The following is a 21,879-nucleotide window of genomic DNA, read 5'->3' as shown; positions in this document are numbered from 1 at the left end:
AGCTCATGATTAGAAGTTCAGCCCCGCCTGCAGGTAATACAAGTCATCAGTTGCATAGTCCTGATTACCGTAAACAAGTGGATTGTCATCAATGATATGATGCCAGAACGCTCCAATCCATGGGGTATAGCCATTTATTTGCCATTCTTTTCGGACATTAACCTCAAATCGGCGATATCGACGGGACGGATTGTTCTCGTATGCGTCGTACCAGAAGTGTGACGCTGTGGCACTCCAGCCATCGCCGGCATGATGCCAGCTGGCAACAATACTGTCTTTTGCTGTCGCGCGGGTTTCAACACGTTTCAGATTTGTAATTTGTTGAGCATCAAGACCTGCTGTGTTACCCAGTTCAAAGTTGGTATTGACGTAGGCGGTGACAACACGAAGCCAATCACGTTTGCTGACATTCCAGTTGAACTGAAGCTCTGCACCGTTAATTTTCATCTCATTGTCAGAAGTCACAACAGTGGTGCTCAACGCGATAGGGTTTGAGATTAGCTGTGTTAACTCATCCTGATAGAGTTTAAGGTCCCACTCAAAATCACCGGATTTACCATAATATCCCAACTCCAGGCTGGTGATTTTTTCATGATCCAGATTACGTTTCATATCCGCCTGATTGACAAAAATCTTTCCAGAATCAAGCTTCAGGTAATTATCACTCAGGCCACTGATACGAATACTGTAATCAGGAGATTGCTCAACCAGATCGGGGGAACGCACAGCCTGTGAGTATACGGCGCGGATACTATGCTGCGGCGCCAGTAAAAAATTCACGGCAAAACGCGGGGAAAAAGCATCATCATTCTGATCTTCAATTTCGTACATACCACCAGCGTTAAAGATCAGCCATTCGGCTGCGCGCAATTCTGCATTGGCGAACAGACGGTAAGTATCATTCCGGGCATTACCATCAAACAAAGTTTTCGAGCTCACCTCGTCGCGACGTAAACTGACGCCCGATACAGTACGGAATTTTGATGTCCACTGCACAGTATCCTGCCACTCAATATCAAAACGCTGCTCCTGAACACTGCGATCCGTATGACCACAGACTTCCTGATAAGGGTTTACCCCTGGCGCACGCGCGCGGCCAGCAATTTGGGTAATCAGAGCCAATTCAGCAGCGTTAGCCGTTGCGATCAACTCAGCAGGAAAGCCTTTGCTGAACAAATCACTCGTTAGCTTTGGATTAATTTGGTACAGCTTGAACAAATCCGGGTCCAAACCCGCAGCCGGAACACACGCATCGGCTTTTTGCGTACGGCTATCGATTTGCCAATACGCCTGTAAATGAGAGAAATGATTACTGCTGAACTCGTTATTCCACTTCAACCACAAGTGGCCTTGTTCAGTTTTCTGATCGGGGAAGGTTGTATCGTAGGCTTCTTCCTTACGAATATCCGTGTGACCTTTTTTATAAGAAGCCTGAACATCAAGGTGTGAATATGCGTTCAGGTGTCTGCTCGCGTAAGCTGAGACAAAGCCATGACGCCGGCTGTTGCGGAACTCATCTTTATTTTTAGCGCCACTGCCATCAAAACCGTCATCGGCATTAATCTGAGCGCTGACGCGATAGCTTAGCTGGTCGTCTGCTCCGGAGTAACTTACGAATGAATCATCGTAACCCTGATTACCATTGCGATACCTAACTCGGCTACCCAGTGTATCTGCCGGATGTTTACTGACGATGTTAATCACACCCAGATAAGAATTGGCGCCATAAGTCGCGGCATTCGGTCCACGGGTCACTTCAATGCGGGCGATATCTTCCAGTGCGACCGGAATATCATCCCAGACAACCGATGCGATTGCCGCTTTAAACACCGATCGACCATCAATCAGAACCTGTAAACGGCGCATAATGTTAGGCGTCGACGCGTGATAAATAACGGAAGCGTTATTTTCGTCATCGCCGTGGCCTATAAACATACCAGGAACAAAGCGCATTAATTCAGGAATGGTTCGCACACCCCAGGCCTGAATTTGCTCTGCAGTAATAACAGTAACACTGGCAGGTACTTCTGCACGGGGTTGTTTTAAGCGTGCGGCTGTTAATACAACCGGGATGTCTTCTTCAAGAATAAAAGGTGAATCCAGCTCAAACTCTTCGATTGCATTGGCTTTTATCGCAGTTAACAGCAGCAATGGTAATGCAAGTCCATGCTGTGTCAGAAGTTTGCTAGTCAGCTTGCTTGTACAGATCATTTTACAGGTCATAAAAAAATTGTCTGGGCGCGGGGGCTCCATTGAGTCTAGGCAGATACTGCTATTTAGTAAAAGGAATACCGTCACCTACAACTATCGGCTGATATTTATACTTATGGCAGGCTGTAAGAGCAAGCGTCTAGCCGCTATAATCCAGCCATTCCATTCATTAACCGAATCATTAACCGGAATTTATTATGAGCTACAACGCTATTTCAGCTGGTAAAGATCTGCCGAACGACGTTTATGTTGTTATCGAGATCCCTGCAAACCACTCTCCGATCAAATACGAGATCGATAAAGACATGGATTGCCTGATGGTTGACCGTTTTATGGCAACTCCAATGTTCTACCCAGCGAACTATGGCTACATTAATGACACTCTGGCTGACGATGGCGATCCGTTAGATGTACTGGTCGTTACTCCATACCCAGTACAACCAGGCTCTGTAATCCGTGCGCGTCCTGTTGGCGTTCTGAACATGGAAGACGAAGCTGGTGAAGACGCAAAACTGGTTGCAGTACCACATGAGAAACTGACTCAGCTGTATAACGATGTTCAGGATATTAACGATGTACCTGAATTGCTGCGTGAGCAAATCAAGCACTTCTTCGAGAACTACAAAGATCTGGAAAAAGGTAAGTGGGTAAAAGTTCAGGGGTGGGGCAATGCTGACGACGCACGTAAGATGATCGTCGATTCTGCTAAAGCTTACCAGGACGCTAAATAAGCCTGAATGACACATTAAAAAAGGAGCCATGAGCTCCTTTTTTAATGCCTGTTATTCGACACCAAACTGCTGTTTCAACAAACGCAGCTCTTCTTCGGCTTTTTCCGCCCGCTGCTCTGCCTCAATCTGAGCGGTAACGTCTTTTTGCACACCGATGTAGTACATCAGCTGATCCTGCTCGTTAAATACCGGTGAGATACTCAACTCGTTCCAGAACAAGCTGCCATCTTTACGGTAATTACGAATCACAACCCGCGCACTCTCATCGTGTTCAAGTGCTCGCTTAAGATCATTCAACGCTTGCTGATCACGATCACCGGCTTGCAGAAAACGACAGTCCTGAAACAGGATTTCATCGGCCTCATAGCCAGTCAGCCGCTCAAACGCTTTGTTCACATAGATCAGAATGTTGTCGTCGCCTTCCCGCTCAGCAATAACAATACCTTCGCTGGAAGCATCAACAGCCTTCTTCAGTAAATCAAGATCAATTGCCGTGTTGGAATCCAATGACCGCCTCCGGAGAGAAAAAACGAATAGTTGTCCGACAATTTACTACGACACGTTGCGAAGAAAAAGATCCATGTCGAAGTTACGCATCACTTTTCGCCAATTCTTTTACATTGTGTATAACTACTTATAAAATCAACCAACATAGCGAATGAAAATAAGAGTGCAGAATGGCGAGTAGCAACAACGACGGTCAAGCCGCCTATTTCCCCATCCGGGTGGTCTCTCAGCAAACCGGTGTTAATGCAATTACCCTGCGTGCCTGGGAGCGCCGCTACAACCTGTTAAGCCCCAAACGTACAGCAAAGGGCCATCGTCTTTACTCGGATGGTGACATCCGCCTGATCAAACAGGTTGTTGGTTTACTCAATCGCGGTATTCCTATCTCTCAGGCACAAGCCATGCTGAATGAGAACAGCATTGAGACGGCGCCACTGAAAGTTAACAGCGCAGAACAAACCTCCCAATGGCAGCACTACCGTGAAACCCTCCATCAGGCACTCCATGACTTTGATGAACAGATACTCGACGCCGTGTTTGAAGAAGCCACACGCTACTTCCCGGTCGATATCACGCTGCGTTTTTTATTAATCCCGATTTATAACCAGTTGAAAGATCAGTGCCAGACTGAACTAGGCAAAGCCAGACTGGCCTTTTATTCCGCATTTTTGCAGGCACGACTGGCAGCCCGCTTGTATGACAACAGCAATGTTGCCAACCAACAGCAGGCAGCCATTGCGATCACCAACTTCAGCCAGAAAGACGAAGTATCTTTGCTGCTAATGGCGGTCTTACTGAAGCAACTCGGTCTGCGCCCGCACTATTTCAGTGGCTTTTTAAATGGCTCACACATTACTGAACTGGTCACATCAGGCCCCTGGCAAGCCTGTCTCGTACAGATGACCGAAAGCGCCGAACCAGCTCAGTTCAGACAACTGCAGCAGGCAGCCATTGAGTCCGGCAAACCCGTATTTGTTAGCGGTTTGCCGAGCACTATGAACGACACCCTGACCCTTCATAATCTGATTCCCGTCGCCAAAGATATTCAGGAATCGGCATTAACGGTCCGGGATTTATTAACAGGAATTCCGGCATGAGCCAGCCCGTCTATGAACTTTTACAGCGTCACCCAGATCTTCTGAAACGGGCGCTCATCATTGGTAATGGCGCTGAACTCGCCAGCAACTGGCAACAACAACTGGTCGAAAATGATGCCCGTATCCTGACCTGGGACTGGCAAACCTTTAATAACTACAACCAGCTCAACCCTGACCATAAACAATTTGCGATGCCACAGAACGATTGCTTCGACTGGCAGCCAGATCACATCATTGTGTTATGGCCGAAATCCAAACACCTGGCCAAAGGCCTGATTCAGTTTATCTCCAGTAATGCCGATCGCTGTTTTGCCGTTGCCGCTAACGACGCCGGAGGAAAAAGTATTGGCAAGGCCTGCGCTGATTTTACTCAAAACAGTGAAAAGCTTGATAGCGCGAGACGCTGCTCGCTATGGCAGCTGGATCTGATTCGCAGCGATAACTTTAATTGGCTGAAGCAGGCTCAGTCATTTACTTGGCATGAGCAAGCTTATATGACGCTTCCGGGCGTATTCAGCCACGGTAAACTGGACATCGGCACTCGTGTACTGCTGGAGCATTTACCGGCTCCGGCACATGGCAAGTTGCTGGACCTGGGCTGTGGTAGCGGCGTGATCGGCCTGAGCCTGAAGCAACAACAAAATGCTCTGGACGTTACTCTCGCCGATGTTGATGCGTTCGCCTTACGAAGCGCACAACTGAACAGCATGCGTCTGGGGCTCGCCGCAGACGTGACTGCCAGCGATGGTTTGCATCAAATCGACGGTCGCTTCGATTACATCATCAGTAATCCGCCGTTCCATCAGGGCAAAGAGACTAACTATCATTTTGCTGAAGAATTATTCCAACAAGCCAAAAAACATTTGATTGCCGACGGCCAGTTATGGATCGTCGCTAATCGCCACCTGGCCTATGAAGAATGGGCGCAACAAAGCTTTGCCAGCGTTGAAATACTGGCCCAGCAAGATGGCTTTAAAATCCTGTGCCTGAGCCAGATGAAAGGGAAGTAACTTTATGCCAACACGGATGTTGTTCCTGCTTTTTCTGTCAGCCAGCTTATTCACCACAACGACCCGGGCACAGCTCACCAATCCTGACGAAGCTTACAACCAGTTCAACTACCGTGCGCAGCACTTCAGCCATTGGCAACCCAACACCGCACTCGATATGTTGATTCATATTCCAGGGGTTACTCTGCAGCAAGACAGCGAAGGGCAGCCATTACTGCAGATGCACGGCATGGGCAATCGCTACCTGGCAATCCTGGTTGATGGTCACCCACTGAGTGGCGACAACATTAACAATGCCATCAGTGCTCGCCAGATTCCCGCCAGTATCATTGAGCGTATTGAAGTTACCCGCAGTGGCCGCGCAGATCTTGATTCTCGCGGTGGTGCCGCCGGAACCATTAACCTGGTATTACACAAGGACCAGCAAGATCACTCGTTACGCCTTTACAGCGGTGCACTGCCGCTGAATTCTGCTGCCGCCATTAACGGCTCACAGCCATTTGGCCAGCATCAGCTGCACTATGCCTTCGATTGGCAGAAAAGCCGCAATAAAGTGCATGCAACGGAAATCGACCGATCTCAGGCACAACCGTCCGGCAATGATCACTGGGATAGCCAGCAAGCGGATGACCGAAATAGCTACTACCTGGGTTACAACTACGACACCAGCCAAACCAACGTCAGCAGCAGCCTGCTGCACTTGCAGAACTCTGAGAATAACCGTACCAGCGGTCGGGTAGACCAAAACATCCGCAACCTGCAAAACCAACGCAGCAAAGAGAACAGCTTCCGCTGGCGGACACAAGTCGCCAGCGACTGGTCACACATGCGCTGGCAGAGCTCACTCATCGCAGAAACTCACAAGAAAACCCAACGACTGCAACGTCTGAAAGTTAAGCAGAATGACAGCCGCTGGCAGTTAACAGCCAGCCTGCAGGAAGTGGTTGATGAACATCACTGGCAAGCCGGCCTGAATGTCAAACACATGCGGCGACAGGTAAAAAGCGACCAGGGAATTACCGTCAATGACTCGCCGGCACTCAGCTATGAAGTTGAAGACCTGTCATTCCACTTGTTCGGCCTGGATCGCTGGCATCTCACTGATTCAACCCGGTTCGAAGCTGGCTTTCGCATGGAAACGTACGAGCTGGAACAGACAGACCAGTTAAGTGAATCAACCAATTCAGAGACCACCGGTGATACCTATTGGCTACCCAGCTTCCACCTGAAGCACCAATACAATGACCGGCTCGAACTCCAGTTCAGCGCATTCCAGAGTGTCAGACAACCCGAACTGACAGCCCGGATCCCATATCGTATTCGTCAACAAGACGTGGAACTGCGAGGCAACGGAAACCTGCAGGCAGAGTTGGTTAGCGCCGCAGAAGCAACCATCCACTATCACGACCGCCACAACGACAAGCGTGTCAGGTTCAGCCTGTTTCAGCGCACCATCAACAATGCCATCCTCAATATCAGCCGCCAAGAGCAAGTCGATAATGCCACCCTTACGGTTATTCAGCCGATTAACAGCGAAGTCAGCGGAACGCTGAGAGGGATTGAAGTGGACAGTAAAATCCAGCTCTCCCCTGACCTGGCATTAACCGCAGAAGCGGGGCTGTATAGCTCCTTTATGCGTGCTACCGCAGAACGCTCCAGCCAGCCTCTGGCCCATCAACCCAAATACAGTCTGACATTGGCTGCTGACGGAAACTGGTCAGACTGGCAATACGGTGTTTTCTGGCGTTACCAGGGCAGTAGCGAAGAGAAGCTTAATATTGACGGTGAAAACGTGAAAGTAACCAGTCAGCTTGGCCAGCAGTTTGAGCTGTACTTCAGTCGCCAATGGCGCAGCTGGAGTCTCAGCCTTGGAGTTAAACAGTTACTCGATGATGATTCGGTGATATCGGATAAACAAACTCAATTGCGATATCACCGGCAGCCGCGGTGGCAGGCTCAGATACATCATCAGTTCTGACCCGATTCCAGCTCAGTCCAGATATAGTTACAAAACTCTTTTTGTAGTCATTTCAGAAAGTTATCTCAGCTGCTCGAGTGAAACCAGAAACTGTCAGAGAAGTTGCCTGGGCAAATCCCTATTTCTTTCTAAGATTCAGAGAAATGAAGTGGAGAGATGCTCATGCTTACAACATACAGCTTGCTGGGAACCCTTTTGCTGCTTGGCGCAGCATACACCTGTCTGATTCAGCAAAAGAAAGCGCAGCTACCCCAGGAAATCCTGCTGGAGCAGCTGAACGATAAGCACTAACTCTGCTTAAGGTGATGCGCCGGTACTTTTATTAACAGCACCAGCAACATGAACAGTGCTGGTATGGTGCTGAGCAGCAACCCCTGCCAGCCCAAGTACAACAGCACCGCTCCGGACGCCAACGCACCAAAGGCCTGAGCGGTGAATACCAGCATGTCATTGACGCCCTGAACCCGACTGGCTTCCTCAGCCCGATAAGTCAAAGGCAGCAGCGCAGTGCCGGCAACAAACATCAGATTCCAGCCCAGCCCAAGTAATATCAGCCCCAGCCAGTAATGCACCAATGTCTGATCAAAACCGGACACCAGCAGAGTTGCTGCATAAATGATGACTCCCGCTAAAATCATACGGTGATAGCCGAGATACCGAACCAGCTGGCCGGAAATCAGCGATGGCAAAAACATCGCCGCAATATGGCTCTGAATCACCCATTTAGCTTCCGTTACAGAGTGACCATCCAAAGTGGTCATACTCAGAGGCGTTGCCGTCATAATAAAGGCCATCAAACCGTAACCTCCAACACCAGCGGCAACCGCCAGCCACAACACTGGCTGGGAGAAGATCTGAGTCAACGGTCGTCCACTGCTGTTCGCTTGCTGCTGCGGCAGGTGCAGTGGTGGCAACACCCAATAAAATACCAGCATCACGATCACGAATAAGGCAGCCAGGCCCCAGAACGCTGAGGCAAAGCCATATTCAGGCCAGAGAACCGATAGCGACGTTAACTCCGGCCCCAGAAACGCGGATATCAGGCCGCCGAGCAGCAAGCGCGCGGCGGCAACCGGTTTTTGCTCTGCTGTCACGCTGTCCATCGCCACAAACCGGGATTGCTGAATCACAGCAATCACACCGCCAAAAGCCAGAGCCGATAACGAAAATCCCCAGAAGGATCCTGCTGAAATCATAAATCCGGCAATCAATGACGACACACCACCAATAGCAGTGGCAAGCAGGAATAGCTTACGACGACCCCAGCGCTGCGCCAGACGCGCGGCTGGCAAGGCAGAAGTCGCTGTTCCGACAATCATCAGAGCGACCGGCAGGGTCGCGAATCCGGGACCAGGATGCAGTTGTTTGCCGATCAGACCACCGGCAAACACCATCAGTGGCGCCGTGCTGAGTGCCAGCGCCTGAGTCAACATCAGCCACCAGACGATGGCTGGTCCCTGAACACCAACCGGCATCAGGGCATATTGCGCGAGTAGAAAATTTCCAGCATTTCCTTGCGCACCTTAGCTTCAACTTCCTCACGCTCTGCCGCAGTTAAGCTCTTGGAGCCTTCACCGAACAGATAGTTATCCAGCACAAAGTCCTTCAGCAGCATTTTGGTATGAAAGGTATTCTCCTGATACACATTCACATCAATCATCTGATAAGCATTTTGCGTATCTTCACTGAGATAGTTCTGGATCGAATTGATATCGTGGTCGATGTAGTGCTTAACACCGTCAACATCCCGAGTAAAACCGCGCACACGGTAATCACAGGTGACGATGTCAGAGTCGAAACTGTGAATCAGGTAATTCAGCGCTTTCAGTGGCGAAATCAGACCACAGGTAGACACATCGATATCGACCCGGAAGGTACTGATGCCACCGTGCGGATGACTTTCAGGATAGGTGTGAACGGTGACGTGACTCTTATCCAGATGGGCAACCACAGAATCTTTTAACGGACCAGGTGCTTCTTCCATCAGATCAGCTGTTGGTGGTACTTCATGCTCCGCAATCAGAATGGTCACGCTGGCGCCTTCCGGCTCATAATCCTGACGCGCAATATTCAGAACATTGGCACCGATAATATCGACGACATCCGTCAGGATCTTAGTCAAACGATCTGCACTGTAGAGTTCATCAATGTACTCGATGTACTCCTGACGCTCTTTTTCCGTCTCGGTATAACAAATGTCATAAATGTTAAAACTCAGAGACTTGGTCAGGTTATTAAAACCATGCAGACGCAACTTCTTGTTCAATAACGTATCCTCAAATTAAAACGGTTGCAGATTTTATTCTGCTTCAATCACAACATAGCTGTGGCTGATTTCTACTCCACCCTGCTCCAGCATAATAGAAGCAGAACAATATTTTTCCGCCGACAATTTCACTGCCCGCTCAACCAGAGATTCCTTCAGGTTCTTGCCGGTTACTTTGAATTTCACATGAATCTTAGTAAAAACCGACGGGACGGCATCCGCGCGCTCAGCTTCAATTTCAGCAACACAGTCAACCACCTGCTGACGCTGTTTCGACAAAATGCTCATCACATCGAAGCTGGTACAGCCACCCAGGCCAAGCAACAACATTTCCATCGGACGTACACCCATGTTACGCCCGCCATGGTCTTCCGGGCCATCCATGACAACGCTATGGCCACTTCCTGATTCGCCCAGAAACATGGCATTATCAACCCACTTTACTGCTGCTTTCACCTGAATACTCCAGTGTTATTAATCTACCCGGCTTAGATGGCGGAGATTACCACAGGGCAGGATTGTCGGAGAAGAAAAATTGTAGCGCTCACAAGCGAACAGATTATTGCACTAAGCTTAAAGCAACCTCTGATTACGAAATGTTATTGTGGCTTCTATAAGTCGTAATAATCAGTAATAATCGCTTACTATATTTTGACCGGACGTCACGTTATGAGCCTTCCTCCAATCATCCCGAAACACCAACATCTGGAAGACTTTTTATCTCATTGTCACCGCCGCCGTTATCCGGCGCGCAGCACCCTGATTTACGCGGGTGAAGAAAGCAGCACCCTGTATTACCTGATTAAAGGCTCTGTCACCGTATTTATCGAAGACAGCGATGGCCGTGAAATGATCATGGCTTACCTCAACGAAGGCGACTTTTTCGGCGAAATGGGCCTGTTCGATGAAGAACAACAAGAGCGTACGGCCTGGGTAAAAGCCAAAACCGAATGCGAAGTGGCTGAAATCAGTTATGACAAGTTCCAGGAACTGGCAAAGCAGGATTCTCAACTGATCTTCCGTATTTTCCGCCAGATGGCTGAACGCCTGAGCCGCACCACACGCAAAGCCGGCGACCTTGCTTTCCTCGATGTGACCGGACGCGTAGCGCGTACGTTACTGGATCTGAGTAAAGAACCGGACGCCATGACACATCCTGATGGCATGCAAATCAAAATTACCCGCCAGGAGATTGGCCGTATTGTTGGCTGCTCACGAGAAATGGTTGGCCGGGTATTAAAAGATCTGGAAGAACAGGGATTGGTCTCAGTTAAAGGAAAAACCATGGTGGTGTTTGGTACGCGGTGATTTTCGCCCGGTCAAATTGCTTCCTGAAGCACCAAACCGCCTATCCTGAGCTAGACTGAATTGAATGCTTAATTTTACCGCTAGTGAGCCACACAGCCTTAAGCGACATCAGGTTGGAGTCTTATATGCCAGATGATTTTCTCTTTGCTGACGACAATAACTCAGGTCGTCCAGCTCCATCTAACAACGCCGATAAGACCGCCTGGAGGGTTCTGATCGCAGACGATGAACCGGATGTTCATCGCATCACCCGCATGGTGCTGACCAGTTTCCAGTTCGATGGCCGTAAGATCGAACTGATCAGTGCCTACAGCGGTGAAGAAGCCAAACAAATCATGCGTGACAATGACGATATCGCCATGGCATTGCTCGATGTCGTCATGGAAGAGGATCATGCAGGCCTGAACGTCGCCCGTTATATCCGTGAAGATCTGAACAACCGCTACACCCGGATTGTGCTGAGAACCGGTCAGCCAGGCCAGGCGCCGGAACACGAAGTTATCCGCACATACGACATCAATGACTACAAAGACAAGACCGAGCTGACAACCACCAAGCTCAATACCCTGATGTACGCCACTTTGCGCAGCTACCGCGATATTTGCACTCTGAACGAACATCGTCGCGGCCTGGAACAGGTTATCAAGGCATCGGCTCAGGTATTCAGCGCTGGCAAAATCAGTAAATTTGCCTCCGCCGTCCTCGACCAGGTCACCAATTTATTGGGCCTGGAGCAAACCGCATTGTATTGCTCCAGCAGCTCCCAACTCGATCACCTGAATCTGCATGAAAAACGCTTCCGTGTATTGGCGGCAACCGGTGAAATGCAGGAATTCACGGATATGGACAGCTTTGCTTCGATGCCTGACTACATCCGTGCTGGCTTTGAGGCCGCGATGCAAAAGCAATGCAGCCAATATTACGACGACTATTACATCGGTTATTTTGCTTCAGAGCGTGGCAGTGAAAGTCTGCTGTATGTGGAATATCACAAAGAGCCTTCAGCGCTTGATAAACAGCTGCTGGAAATTTACGCCACCAACGTCGCCATCACCTATGAAAACCTGCTGATGCGCGAAGATATCCTCGAGACGCAGCGCGAGCTGGTGTACATGCTCGGCGAAGCGGTGGAACAGCGTTCAAAAGAAACCGGTGCCCATGTAAAACGTGTCGCCAAAATATCGCGCTTGCTGGCGGAAGAATATGGCTTGTCCGAAGCAGAGGCCGAGCTGATTAAACTGGCTTCGCCATTACACGATGTTGGCAAGGTTGCGATTCCGGACAAGATTCTGAATAAGCCCGGAAAACACGATGCCGATGAATGGGAAATCATGAAAAGCCATGCTTCTATTGGCAAAGACATCCTGTCGAAATCCGATCGCCGGATTCTGCAACTCGGTGCCATTATTGCTGGTCAACACCATGAACACTGGAACGGTCAGGGCTATCCGGAAGGTCTAAAAGCGGAAGAGATTCATATTGCGGGTCGCATCACTGCACTGGCCGATGTGTTCGATGCACTGGGCAGTAAACGCTGCTACAAAGAAGCCTGGCCACTGGAAAAAGCTCTGAAATTAATCGAAGAACAATCCGGTAAACAGTTTGATCCGGAGCTGGTGCGCATACTGCTGGATAATATCGACCGAGTTGCGCAGATACGCGAGCAATTTCCAGATTAGTCCGATACTTCAGTCAGCCTAGATATATGGGGAGGAGCTCAGAACAGCTCAACATCCCCGTCGTCTTCTGTTTCCCCTGCCCGTTGTCGGGCCCGCTCATTTTCCTCCGTCAGTACCAGATCTTTCAGATCACGGAGTTCGTCATCATTTAATTCGGTAATATCCAGACTTTGAAAAGTACGCCGTAGGGCAGCATCTGCCTGGTAACAATGTTGGTGTGCGGGGCCTTTCTTCGGCACGGTTAAACCACCCGCGCCGAAGACTAATTTATTACAAAAAACACAATTGAGAGACATATCACTAAAAACTTACAGTAACAGGATTTAGTGTAGCTTCTGTTTCATACCATTACACTATGAAAGGTTAAAAAAGGCACACAATTTAAAAGTCTTTAACATTAGAAATCGAATTCATACTTGCCGCCATTAATCCGACTCCGATAACACAGCGCCGGGCAGCTTTTTCTCCGTTCTGTTGCCCGATACGTCTTCGACAATCAGAGTCCACTCAGTACTGTTATTCCGATTCGGACACACAACACGAATATGACCACTGTAAATCACTGAACCTTCACAGCGTTCCCCGAATGGATTTTCCAACCAAACAGCGCGGATACCCATGCCGTCATCGTAAGCCATGCCGGTCACAACAGTTGGCTCATTGCTGCGCCAATCGGCAAATTCAACCACCGGTGCGTTGTGGTCAGGGAAACTGCTGATAGACCATTCATCCGTTCCTTCCTGACGCTCGGTTTGATTCGAGAAGCCATCACCATCACGATCCGAGTCACTATTGTCACCCTTACCGTCAGCATCTAAGTCAGCCCATTCCGATTTATCATCCGGAAAGGCATCGTCTTCGTCGGCATAGCCGTCACCGTCACGGTCATTATCCAGCGTATCCGGAATACCGTCTCCATCGCTATCACCCGGAACCGATGACGCATTCGCTGGATCGGTGCCGACGGCCGCCTCGTAATCATTACTGATGCCATCTCCATCGATATCCGTATCCGTGTTATCACCAATACCATCACGATCCAGATCTGCCCATTCGCTGGCATCACGCGGGAACACATCACGACTGTTCGCTACACCGTCGCCATCGATGTCATCGTCAAGTGCATCCGGAATATCATCGCCATCCAGGTCAGCCGGTGTTGAAGCCGCATCCATCGGGTCGAAATTCAGGCGTATTTCGTGTTCGTTTGAAATCCGGTCACCGTCGATATCCAGATCCGAATTGTTACCAATGCCATCACCATCAAGATCGCGCCATTCCGATGGATCTCGCGGGAAAGCGTCATCGGCATTCAGGTAGCCATCGCCATCAATATCGTCGTCGATCACATCCGGAATTTTGTCGTCGTCCAGGTCGTCAGGACGAGAGTTAGCATCAGCCGGATCAGTACCGGCCTGAGTTTCATAATCATTGATGATGCCATCACCGTCACGATCTGGGTCCGAGTTATCACCAATGCCATCATTATCGATATCGTTCCACTCTGATTTATCGCGCGGGAAGCGGTCAATGGCGTTGCCAATGGTGTCGCCATCCAGATCACTATCGAGTGCATCCGGAATACCATCACCGTCGAGGTCGGCTGGCACATTGCTGGCGTCCAGAGGGTTAAAATTCAGCTGCCGCTCGTAATCATTATTGATGCCGTCATTATCCTGGTCAGGGTCGGAGTTATCGCCAATACCGTCGCCATCAAAATCCGTCCATTCACTGCCATCACGAGGGAACGCATCCACATTATTCAGATGACCATCATCATCCATGTCATTATCGACCACATCGGCAACGCCATCATTATCGAGGTCAGCCGGAACGCTGAATGGATCAAGATCATCGGAACCCGCCTGCTTTTCGACCTCATTCAGGAAGCCGTCATTGTCGCGGTCTTCGTCGGCGTTATCACCAATACCGTCTTTGTCGGTATCTGCCCATTCATCCGGGTCGGTTGGAAAAACATCCTGAGCGTTATCCACACCATCACCGTCGCGGTCGGAATCAAACGCATCCGGCATCGCGTCGCCGTCTTTATCCTGAGGGAAGCTGTTGGCATCAAGCGGATCGGTCCCCATATGCAGCTCAAACACATTCGGAATGCCGTCACCGTCAGCGTCCATGTCGCGATTATCCGGTAAACCATCGCCGTCGGTATCGGCCCAATCGCGATGATTATCCGGATACAGGTCGTGAATGTTATCGGTACCATCACCGTCACGGTCGTTATCTAACGAATCCGGAATGCCATCGCCATCAATGTCACCCGGAACCGAATTTTTATCCTTAGGATCGGTTCCTACCTGATCTTCGAGGTCATTATTGATGCCATCGTTATCCCAGTCCTGATCTTCATTGTCACCAATGCCATCGCCATCGAGATCCGACCATTCACGCTCATCCAATGGAAAGGCGTCTTCCTCATTGGCATAGCTGTCGTCATCCATATCCTCATCGAGTAAATCCGGCCAGCCATCACCATCGTAATCCGCCGGAGTTTCGCTGCTATCGAGAGGGTCAGAATTCAGCTGAGTTTCCAGATCGTTGCGAATGCCGTCACCGTCGATGTCTTTGTCACTGTTATCACCAACACCGTCACCATCGGTGTCGAGCCATTCCGTCGGATCACCAGGAAAGTCATCTTTGGTGTTACGCACACCGTCGTTATCCGCATCATCATCCAGAGAATCCGGAATACCATCATCATCGGCATCCGCCTGATCGGCCACATCCGGGTTGGTACCCGCAGCTTTCTCCAGGAAGTTGGAAATTCCGTCGCCGTCACGATCGGTGTCGAGGTGATCGGCAATGCCATCACCATCCAGATCGCTGATTTCTGCCTGGGCAGGCAATACCGCCAACGAGGCAGAGATCATAGCGCTGACTAATAAAGATCGTGAGAATCGGCTCGGAATGGAAGACATAACAACTTCTTTTTTTCGTTTTTATTTTCGTATTTTCAGAATATTTTTTGAGAACACTTTTTCGACAACAGCAGTATCCAGGCGTTTAATTAGCTTGGATATCTTCAGCCTGCTTTTTCAAATACTGCTCTTCAGAGTCACTTTTCGCAAAACCATAGCGACAATGCACCGGGCGTTTTTTGCCATCAACCAGAATGCCCGCTACTTCATTGCCATTGGTTGGACGCAGTAACAAGTAATCGTTTGCGCAGAATGCCTCTTTACCGGAATTTTTTGGCGACACCTTGGTGGCTGCCTCGGTATTCAGTGAGATCAGTTTAAATTCCGCGATGGTTGCCCCATCAAAATCCGACGGGTGCTTAATATAACCGTACCAATCCAGCGCAATCACCGAACCAATAATGCCCACAAACAAACCAACCGCGATCCATTTTACTTTATCTTCCTGCGATTCCTGCGCAGCGTTATGCGATTGAGGTGACTGCTCACTCATGGTTTTTCCTCGTCATTATCTTTGCCCCAGGCAGGCATCAGCTGCTGGGAAATATTTAACTGATTTAAAATTCTCGCCACGACAAAATCGATTAAATCTTCGATATTTTGTGGCTGATGATAAAAGCCCGGGGAGGCAGGTAATATCACGGCCCCCATTCGGGTCAGGCTTAACATATTCTGTAAGTGAATTTCGGAATAAGGTGTTTCACGCGGTACCAGAATTAATTTGCGCCGTTCTTTTAATGCCACATCGCCAGCGCGTTCAATTAAATTATTACTGGCGCCGGTTGCAATTGCCGACAATGTGCCGGTGCTGCAAGGGCAAATAACAACCGGCCCTGGCTGACCCGATCCGGAAGCCCAGGGTGCCATCCAATCTTCTCGACCAAAAGCACGAATCAACTGCGTATCAACCTTAAAATGTTTAGCAAGAAAATCCGCCTGCGCCTGTGGCTTTGCCGGAATCGCAAGATTGATCTCAGTTGCAAACACCAGCTGCGCTGCTTTAGAGATAATCACATCAACAGGTCTGGCAGCATTGACCAATACCTCGATCAAACGTAACGCATACAGGGAACCAGAGGCTCCGGTGATTGCGACACAAATGCGTTCTTCACTCATGACTGGACTTCCTTCGCAACTGGCTCGTCTTCAGAGAGGCCGTTTTGTAAATCATTCAGCAACAATCGTGGCAGCCCGGCAAAACTGCCGTTGGACATCACAACAATCCGGTCACCAGGCCTTACTTCCGCACAAATGGCGCGACGCAGCTGCGTCAGATTATCAAAACACTGCGCATCAATTTCACACTGACTGGCAACGTCTGCTAATGACCAATCAATATTCGCTGGCTGAAACCAAAACGCTTTATCAGCATCCTTCACCGACTGCGCCAACTCATGTTTATGCACACCCAGCTTCATGGTGTTTGAACGTGGCTCCAGCACCGCAATCACACGACCCTGATCGGTTTCCGCCAGCTGTCGCGCTTTGGCGCCTGCTAACGTTGTGGCAATTGCCGTTGGATGATGGGCAAAATCATCGATCACCTGAATACCATTTACTTCGCCCACCAGCTCCATTCGACGTTTTACGGAAATAAATTCGCCCAGGGCTTTAGCGGATATATCCGGCGTAACGCCCATATGGCGAGCGGCAATCATGGCAGCGATGGCGTTGCTAACGTTGTGTAAACCACTTAGCTGCCAGCTAACGGTGGACTCAATGCCGTCGGCCAGTAACGTAAACTGAGAGGCATCCGCTTTGTCTAAACGCCACGACCAATCAGCAGGAACCTGATCGCTGTCCCGGGCAAATCTCTGTACCGGCGTCCAGCTGCCCATATCAATGACCCGTTCCAGAGCGTCTTCGGCTGCTGGCATCACCAATAAACCATTAGCCGGAACCGTGCGCACCAGATGATGGAACTGACGCTCGATAGCGGTCAGATCGGGGAAGATATCGGCGTGATCAAATTCCAGATTATTCAGAATTAACGTACGTGGTTGGTAATGAACAAATTTGGAACGTTTATCAAAGAAAGCTGTATCGTATTCGTCTGCTTCGATTACAAAAAACGGCGAATCGCCGAGTTCAGGTGAACCCGGAAGCCGCGCAGACACGCCGAAGTTTTCCGGCACACCACCAATCAGATAACCCGGAGCCATGTTGGCGTATTCAAGAATCCAGGCCAGCATACTGGAAGTTGTGGTTTTGCCATGGGTACCGGACACAGCGGCGACCCACTTACCGCGCAGCACATACTGCCCCAGCCACTGCGGCCCGGACATATAAGGTATGCCACGCTCCAGCACGTATTCCACTGACGGGTTACCGCGCGACATGGCATTGCCAATGATCACCAGGTCGACATCCGCCGGAATATTGGCCGGATCAAATCCTTCACTCAGTTCAATACCAGCAGCCTGCAGCTGATCACTCATCGGCGGATACACGCCCGCATCTGAACCAGAGACCTGATGACCCAGATCTTTAGCCAGCTGGGCCAGAGAGCCCATAAAGGTGCCACAGATACCAAGAATATGAAGGCGCATAGGAAGTGATGCCATGGGTCTGATAGGTATTTCGTAACTGATAATACGCGCTAGTGTACTGGCATCTGTGCCCGTCCCCAAGCGCTCAACCATGACTTTTGCTAACTTGGTGACATCTTTGTTGTCGATCTAGCAGAGATTGACTGAAATTCCAGCAATTTTCCGGTAGTATGCGCGCAATTTTGAATAAGCTTAGCGTGAGAGGATCACCCACTATGCAACGCCTGCGTACTTTTCTGGACCAGCACTGCGACAATCTGGCCGTAACCGAAATCATCGACGGCCTGATGGTAGCCTGTAAGGACATCACCCACCAGCTACACCTGGGCTCTCTGGCCGGTATTCTGGGCAGTGCTGAACAAGAAAACGTACAAGGCGAATGCCAGAAAAAACTGGACGTAATTTCTAACGATCTGATCAAAGACACACTGGCTAAAATCCCTGCCGTTCAGGGCATTGCCAGCGAAGAAGAAGACGACCCGGTTGCCTGCAACAAAGACGGTGAATACCTGGTGCTGTTTGATCCGCTGGACGGCTCTTCCAATATCGACGTTAACGTTACCGTTGGCACCATCTTCTCAATTCTGAAAGCCGCGCCGGGGTCTGACGCCGGAGAGCAGGAAGCGTATCTGCAGGCAGGTACAGAACAAGTAGCTGCGGGCTACGTGTTATACGGCCCTTCTACTCTGCTGGTTCTGACGGTTGGTAAAGGCGTGTTCTCTTTCACCCTCGATCCACGTGATGGTGAATTCTTCCTGCAGCGTGAAAACATTCAGATTCCTGCTGAGACTCAGGAATTTGCCATCAACATGTCAAACCAGCGTTTCTGGTTACCGGAAATGCAAAACTACGTTGCTGACTTGCTACAGGGCGAAGAAGGTCCGTTAGGCAAGCGCTACAACATGCGCTGGATTGCCTCCATGGTGGCTGAAATTCATCGCATCCTGACCCGTGGTGGCATCTTTATGTACCCATACGATAAGCGCGATCCGAAAAAGCCGGGCAAACTGCGCTTAATGTACGAAGGCAACCCAATGAGCATGCTGGTTGAGCAGGCTGGCGGTAAAGCCTCAACAGCATTTGAAGACATCATGAACGTGAAACCGGAAGGCATTCACCAGCGTGTATCCGTTGTGATGGGTTCTGCCAGTGAAGTGGACACCGTGGTGAAATACCACAGCTAAGTTCGCTGCTATAAAAACAAAGCAGTCGCGAAAAAATAAAAGCCCGGATAACCAAAGTTATCCGGGCTTTTTTATGTCAGATTAAAAGTCTAAAAAAACCGGCCCGGCGGTTAAGCCGGACCGGAAAGTCGCTGTTGCATACATCTAATCCTGAGGCCAGTTGCACAACTAACAATGGAGAACCATCGCACCTGAAGAATTATTTGTCCGGAGAGCAATCAGCGAAATGGCTTTAGAGGTACTTGCATTAACAGCACCTGACCAAAGCCATCACCCAAACTTAAATCAAAACTCTTTAGTAACGTTTAACCAATACTGTTTATCCAGTACCCTTTATAAAGAGTCCATATATTCCGGCAGGAACAAACTGATCTGCGGTACAAAGGTAATTAATATCAGGCACGCCAGCATTAACAGCAGCCAAGGGGCACACGCTTTAATCGCCCAACCAATACTCTTACCCGTAATTCCCGCAGTCACAAATAAATTCAATCCGACCGGTGGAGTTAACATACCCAGTTCCATATTCACTACCATGATGATACCGAGGTGAATCGGGTCGATACCCAGCTGGGTCGCAATCGGGAATAAGATTGGCGCCATAATTAACAGAATGGCAGACGGCTCCATAAAGTTACCGGCCATTAACAGCAGAATATTCATTACGATCAGGAAACCCCAGGCAGGCAGGCCCCATTCAACAATCGTGGACGCCAGACTGTGTGGAATTTGCTCGGACGTTAATACATGCGCAAACAACATCGCGTTGGCGATAATAAACAACAGAGTAATAGAAACACGGGCAGCATCACGCACAACAATGCCAATTTCAGGGTTTGTTGCCGATTTAATGATACCCACCGGGAACGCAATCAGATTTCGGATTGCCGCAGCAAACAGCGACTCACCCTCTTTTCTCCATGGCTGATCTTTTAATGGACCAATATCGCGATAGCCCCAAACCGCCACCAGGAAACCATAAACCGCAGCAGCAGCGGCAGCCTCGGTCGGACTCGCCAAACCGCCATAAATAGAACCCAATACCAGCAAGATCAGTAATAAACCGCCGGACGCGCTGAATGCTGTTTTAGCAATAGTCGAGAAACCCGCGAACGGCTCAGCAGGAAGATTTTTACGACGCGCCACGATATAAATGGTCACCATTAAAATCAGGCCAATTAAAATACCAGGCACAAAACCGGCCATAAACATTTTGCTGGCAGAAACCTCAGTCGCAGCCGAATAAACCAGCATTACAATCGAAGGAGGAATCAAAATACCCAGGGTACCTGCAGTACTTACAGCGCCAGCAGCAAAAGACATCGGATAGCCGGCTTTTACCATACCGGCTAATACGATCGAGCCGACCGCTGCAACGGTTGCTGGCGAAGAACCTGATACAGCTGCAAACAACATACAGGCCAATACCGATGCCATGGCTAAACCACCACGCACGTGACCAACCGATGCATTGGCAAATTCAATCAAGCGACGGGCAACACCACCGGTGGATAAAAATGCCGAGGATAAAATAAAAAACGGGATCGCCAACAAGGTGTAATGTTCAGATGTGGCTTCAAAAAACTTCAGTGCAATAGACGCAACCGAATCATCTGAAAACAACAGGATTGCGGTGATAGACGAGAAGCCCAGTGAAATCGCAATCGGCATACCGATCAGCATGCATAAAAATAAAACCAGAAACAGAGTTGCGGCGACCATTATGCTTTCTCCTCGGCAATGTGCTCTTCAACCAGTGCGTTGTTGTGCACATGAAAACCGTGGGCTTCGCCACGCCATACTTTGACACCCAGTTCAACCAGACGCAGCGCCAATAGACCGAAACCAATAACCAATACCGATTCAGCTACCCAACGCTGTAACGGCACGTCATCCAGCTCGATACCAATCATCTGCATTTTTCCCAGATAGACCCAGGAGCCATACAGGAAGATGGCGCAATAAAGCAGACATATGCCAATCGCTGTTAATAAAATCCATTTTTTGTATTTCGGATTTACCCGCTCAACCAGAGCATCAACACAGATGTGGGATTGTTCACGTACAGCCCATGCACCACCCAGCAGAATCATCCAGGCAGACAGCAATAAAGTGACTTCCTGCGCCCAGTGAATACCGGTATTAAAGCCGAAACGTAAAACCACCTCGGCAAACACCAACAAAGTAACTGAGACTAATAACAGCCCAATTAAGATATCTTCCAGACGATTAATGAACTTCATCATCTGTCCTCCTCTGAGTTCGTTTTTATTAGGGATATGGAGAAGCTATATCAAAAGAGGTGCCAAGTTTTTCAAAAGCCGTGTTTACAAGCGATGTCAGGAATTGCGGGGCCTGAAGAGCCTATAGACAAAAGTAGAAGGCAAAAAAAATGGGTGACTCCTCACCCATTTATAAAATCA

At 49.4% G+C, this 21,879-nt stretch carries 20 protein-coding genes; 8 read left to right on the top strand and 12 right to left on the bottom strand.

Annotation, left to right across the window (positions count from 1 at the left end; all coding sequences use genetic code 11):
- Positions 1-9 precede the first annotated feature (9 nt).
- Entirely contained in the window at positions 10-2,223 is a 2,214-nt protein-coding gene (locus tag ACOQOZ_RS19665) for a TonB-dependent receptor plug domain-containing protein (protein WP_420589854.1), read from the bottom strand.
- Between the two features lie 185 nt (positions 2,224-2,408).
- Here ACOQOZ_RS19665 and ppa point away from each other — a divergent pair, with 185 nt between their 5' ends.
- Positions 2,409-2,942 carry an inorganic diphosphatase gene (ppa, locus tag ACOQOZ_RS19660; protein WP_420589853.1) on the top strand — a complete coding sequence of 178 codons (534 nt, stop codon included), beginning with the start codon at positions 2,409-2,411 and terminating at the stop codon, positions 2,940-2,942.
- Between the two features lie 51 nt (positions 2,943-2,993).
- Here ppa and ACOQOZ_RS19655 read toward each other — a convergent pair whose 3' ends face one another.
- Complete coding sequence (locus ACOQOZ_RS19655; RefSeq protein ID WP_420589852.1) at positions 2,994-3,449, bottom strand: PAS domain-containing protein; 456 nt, start codon at positions 3,447-3,449, stop codon at positions 2,994-2,996.
- 170 nt (positions 3,450-3,619) lie between these two features.
- Between ACOQOZ_RS19655 and ACOQOZ_RS19650 the strand changes: the two genes are divergently transcribed.
- The 4 genes from ACOQOZ_RS19650 to ACOQOZ_RS19635 all read left to right on the top strand — a co-directional run bounded on the left by ACOQOZ_RS19650 (position 3,620) and on the right by ACOQOZ_RS19635 (position 7,825).
- Positions 3,620-4,546 (top strand): MerR family transcriptional regulator, encoded by a 927-nt coding sequence (locus ACOQOZ_RS19650; protein ID WP_420589851.1) that lies wholly within the window; start codon positions 3,620-3,622, stop codon positions 4,544-4,546.
- Entirely contained in the window at positions 4,543-5,556 is a 1,014-nt protein-coding gene (locus tag ACOQOZ_RS19645; RefSeq protein WP_420589850.1) for a methyltransferase, read from the top strand. Before ACOQOZ_RS19650 ends, ACOQOZ_RS19645 begins: the two co-directional genes overlap by 4 nt.
- A 4-nt stretch (positions 5,557-5,560) precedes the next feature.
- Positions 5,561-7,534: a TonB-dependent receptor plug domain-containing protein gene (locus ACOQOZ_RS19640; protein ID WP_420589849.1), complete on the top strand. Its 1,974-nt coding sequence runs from the start codon at positions 5,561-5,563 to the stop codon at positions 7,532-7,534.
- Between the two features lie 162 nt (positions 7,535-7,696).
- Entirely contained in the window at positions 7,697-7,825 is a 129-nt protein-coding gene (locus tag ACOQOZ_RS19635) for a hypothetical protein (RefSeq protein WP_420589848.1), read from the top strand.
- On the opposite strand, the gene ACOQOZ_RS19630 is transcribed toward ACOQOZ_RS19635, so the two are convergent.
- The 3 genes from ACOQOZ_RS19630 to ACOQOZ_RS19620 are packed head-to-tail and all read right to left on the bottom strand — an operon-like array spanning position 7,822 to position 10,256.
- On the bottom strand, positions 7,822-9,009 hold the full coding sequence (locus ACOQOZ_RS19630) for an MFS transporter (RefSeq protein WP_420589847.1): 1,188 nt from the start codon (positions 9,007-9,009) through the stop codon (positions 7,822-7,824). The two genes, ACOQOZ_RS19635 and ACOQOZ_RS19630, sit on opposite strands and share 4 nt — an antisense overlap.
- On the bottom strand, positions 9,009-9,800 hold the full coding sequence (speD, locus tag ACOQOZ_RS19625; protein ID WP_420589846.1) for an adenosylmethionine decarboxylase: 792 nt from the start codon (positions 9,798-9,800) through the stop codon (positions 9,009-9,011). Before speD ends, ACOQOZ_RS19630 begins: the two co-directional genes overlap by 1 nt.
- A gap of 33 nt (positions 9,801-9,833) precedes the next feature.
- A complete protein-coding gene (locus ACOQOZ_RS19620; protein WP_420589845.1) occupies positions 9,834-10,256 on the bottom strand; it encodes an OsmC family protein in 423 nt (140 codons plus the stop codon).
- A 213-nt stretch (positions 10,257-10,469) separates the two neighbouring features.
- Between ACOQOZ_RS19620 and crp the strand changes: the two genes are divergently transcribed.
- Entirely contained in the window at positions 10,470-11,108 is a 639-nt protein-coding gene (crp, locus tag ACOQOZ_RS19615) for a cAMP-activated global transcriptional regulator CRP (protein ID WP_420589844.1), read from the top strand.
- A gap of 125 nt (positions 11,109-11,233) precedes the next feature.
- Positions 11,234-12,787, top strand: a complete 1,554-nt coding sequence (locus tag ACOQOZ_RS19610; RefSeq protein ID WP_420589843.1) for a DUF3369 domain-containing protein — start codon at positions 11,234-11,236, stop codon at positions 12,785-12,787.
- Positions 12,788-12,825: 38 nt separating this feature from the next.
- On the opposite strand, the gene ACOQOZ_RS19605 is transcribed toward ACOQOZ_RS19610, so the two are convergent.
- The 5 genes from ACOQOZ_RS19605 to mpl form a co-directional block, all read right to left on the bottom strand.
- The gene (locus ACOQOZ_RS19605; protein ID WP_420589842.1) at positions 12,826-13,026 is read right to left on the bottom strand and encodes a DUF2175 domain-containing protein; all 201 of its coding nucleotides are present in this window, start codon (positions 13,024-13,026) and stop codon (positions 12,826-12,828) included.
- Between the two features lie 186 nt (positions 13,027-13,212).
- Positions 13,213-15,723 carry a thrombospondin type 3 repeat-containing protein gene (locus tag ACOQOZ_RS19600; RefSeq protein WP_420589841.1) on the bottom strand — a complete coding sequence of 837 codons (2,511 nt, stop codon included), beginning with the start codon at positions 15,721-15,723 and terminating at the stop codon, positions 13,213-13,215.
- An 85-nt stretch (positions 15,724-15,808) separates the two neighbouring features.
- The gene (locus ACOQOZ_RS19595; RefSeq protein WP_420589840.1) at positions 15,809-16,216 is read right to left on the bottom strand and encodes a hypothetical protein; all 408 of its coding nucleotides are present in this window, start codon (positions 16,214-16,216) and stop codon (positions 15,809-15,811) included.
- Entirely contained in the window at positions 16,213-16,839 is a 627-nt protein-coding gene (locus tag ACOQOZ_RS19590; protein ID WP_420589839.1) for a flavin prenyltransferase UbiX, read from the bottom strand. The genes ACOQOZ_RS19595 and ACOQOZ_RS19590 overlap by 4 nt, the downstream gene beginning before the upstream one ends.
- Positions 16,836-18,272, bottom strand: a complete 1,437-nt coding sequence (gene mpl, locus ACOQOZ_RS19585) for a UDP-N-acetylmuramate:L-alanyl-gamma-D-glutamyl-meso-diaminopimelate ligase (protein WP_420589838.1) — start codon at positions 18,270-18,272, stop codon at positions 16,836-16,838. The genes ACOQOZ_RS19590 and mpl overlap by 4 nt, the downstream gene beginning before the upstream one ends.
- Positions 18,273-18,487: 215 nt before the next feature.
- On the opposite strand from mpl, the gene ACOQOZ_RS19580 reads away from it, so the two are divergent.
- On the top strand, positions 18,488-19,456 hold the full coding sequence (locus ACOQOZ_RS19580) for a class 1 fructose-bisphosphatase (RefSeq protein ID WP_420589837.1): 969 nt from the start codon (positions 18,488-18,490) through the stop codon (positions 19,454-19,456).
- Between the two features lie 333 nt (positions 19,457-19,789).
- On the opposite strand, the gene ACOQOZ_RS19575 is transcribed toward ACOQOZ_RS19580, so the two are convergent.
- Positions 19,790-21,178 carry a TRAP transporter large permease gene (locus ACOQOZ_RS19575; protein ID WP_420589836.1) on the bottom strand — a complete coding sequence of 463 codons (1,389 nt, stop codon included), beginning with the start codon at positions 21,176-21,178 and terminating at the stop codon, positions 19,790-19,792.
- Positions 21,178-21,702: a TRAP transporter small permease gene (locus ACOQOZ_RS19570; RefSeq protein ID WP_420589835.1), complete on the bottom strand. Its 525-nt coding sequence runs from the start codon at positions 21,700-21,702 to the stop codon at positions 21,178-21,180. Before ACOQOZ_RS19570 ends, ACOQOZ_RS19575 begins: the two co-directional genes overlap by 1 nt.
- Between the last annotated feature and the right edge of the window lie 177 nt (positions 21,703-21,879).

It is taken from the genome of Bacterioplanoides sp., from assembly GCF_965219715.1.
GTDB lineage: Bacteria > Pseudomonadota > Gammaproteobacteria > Pseudomonadales > Oceanobacteraceae > Bacterioplanoides.
This window is presented reverse-complemented; position numbering and strand designations above follow the sequence as displayed.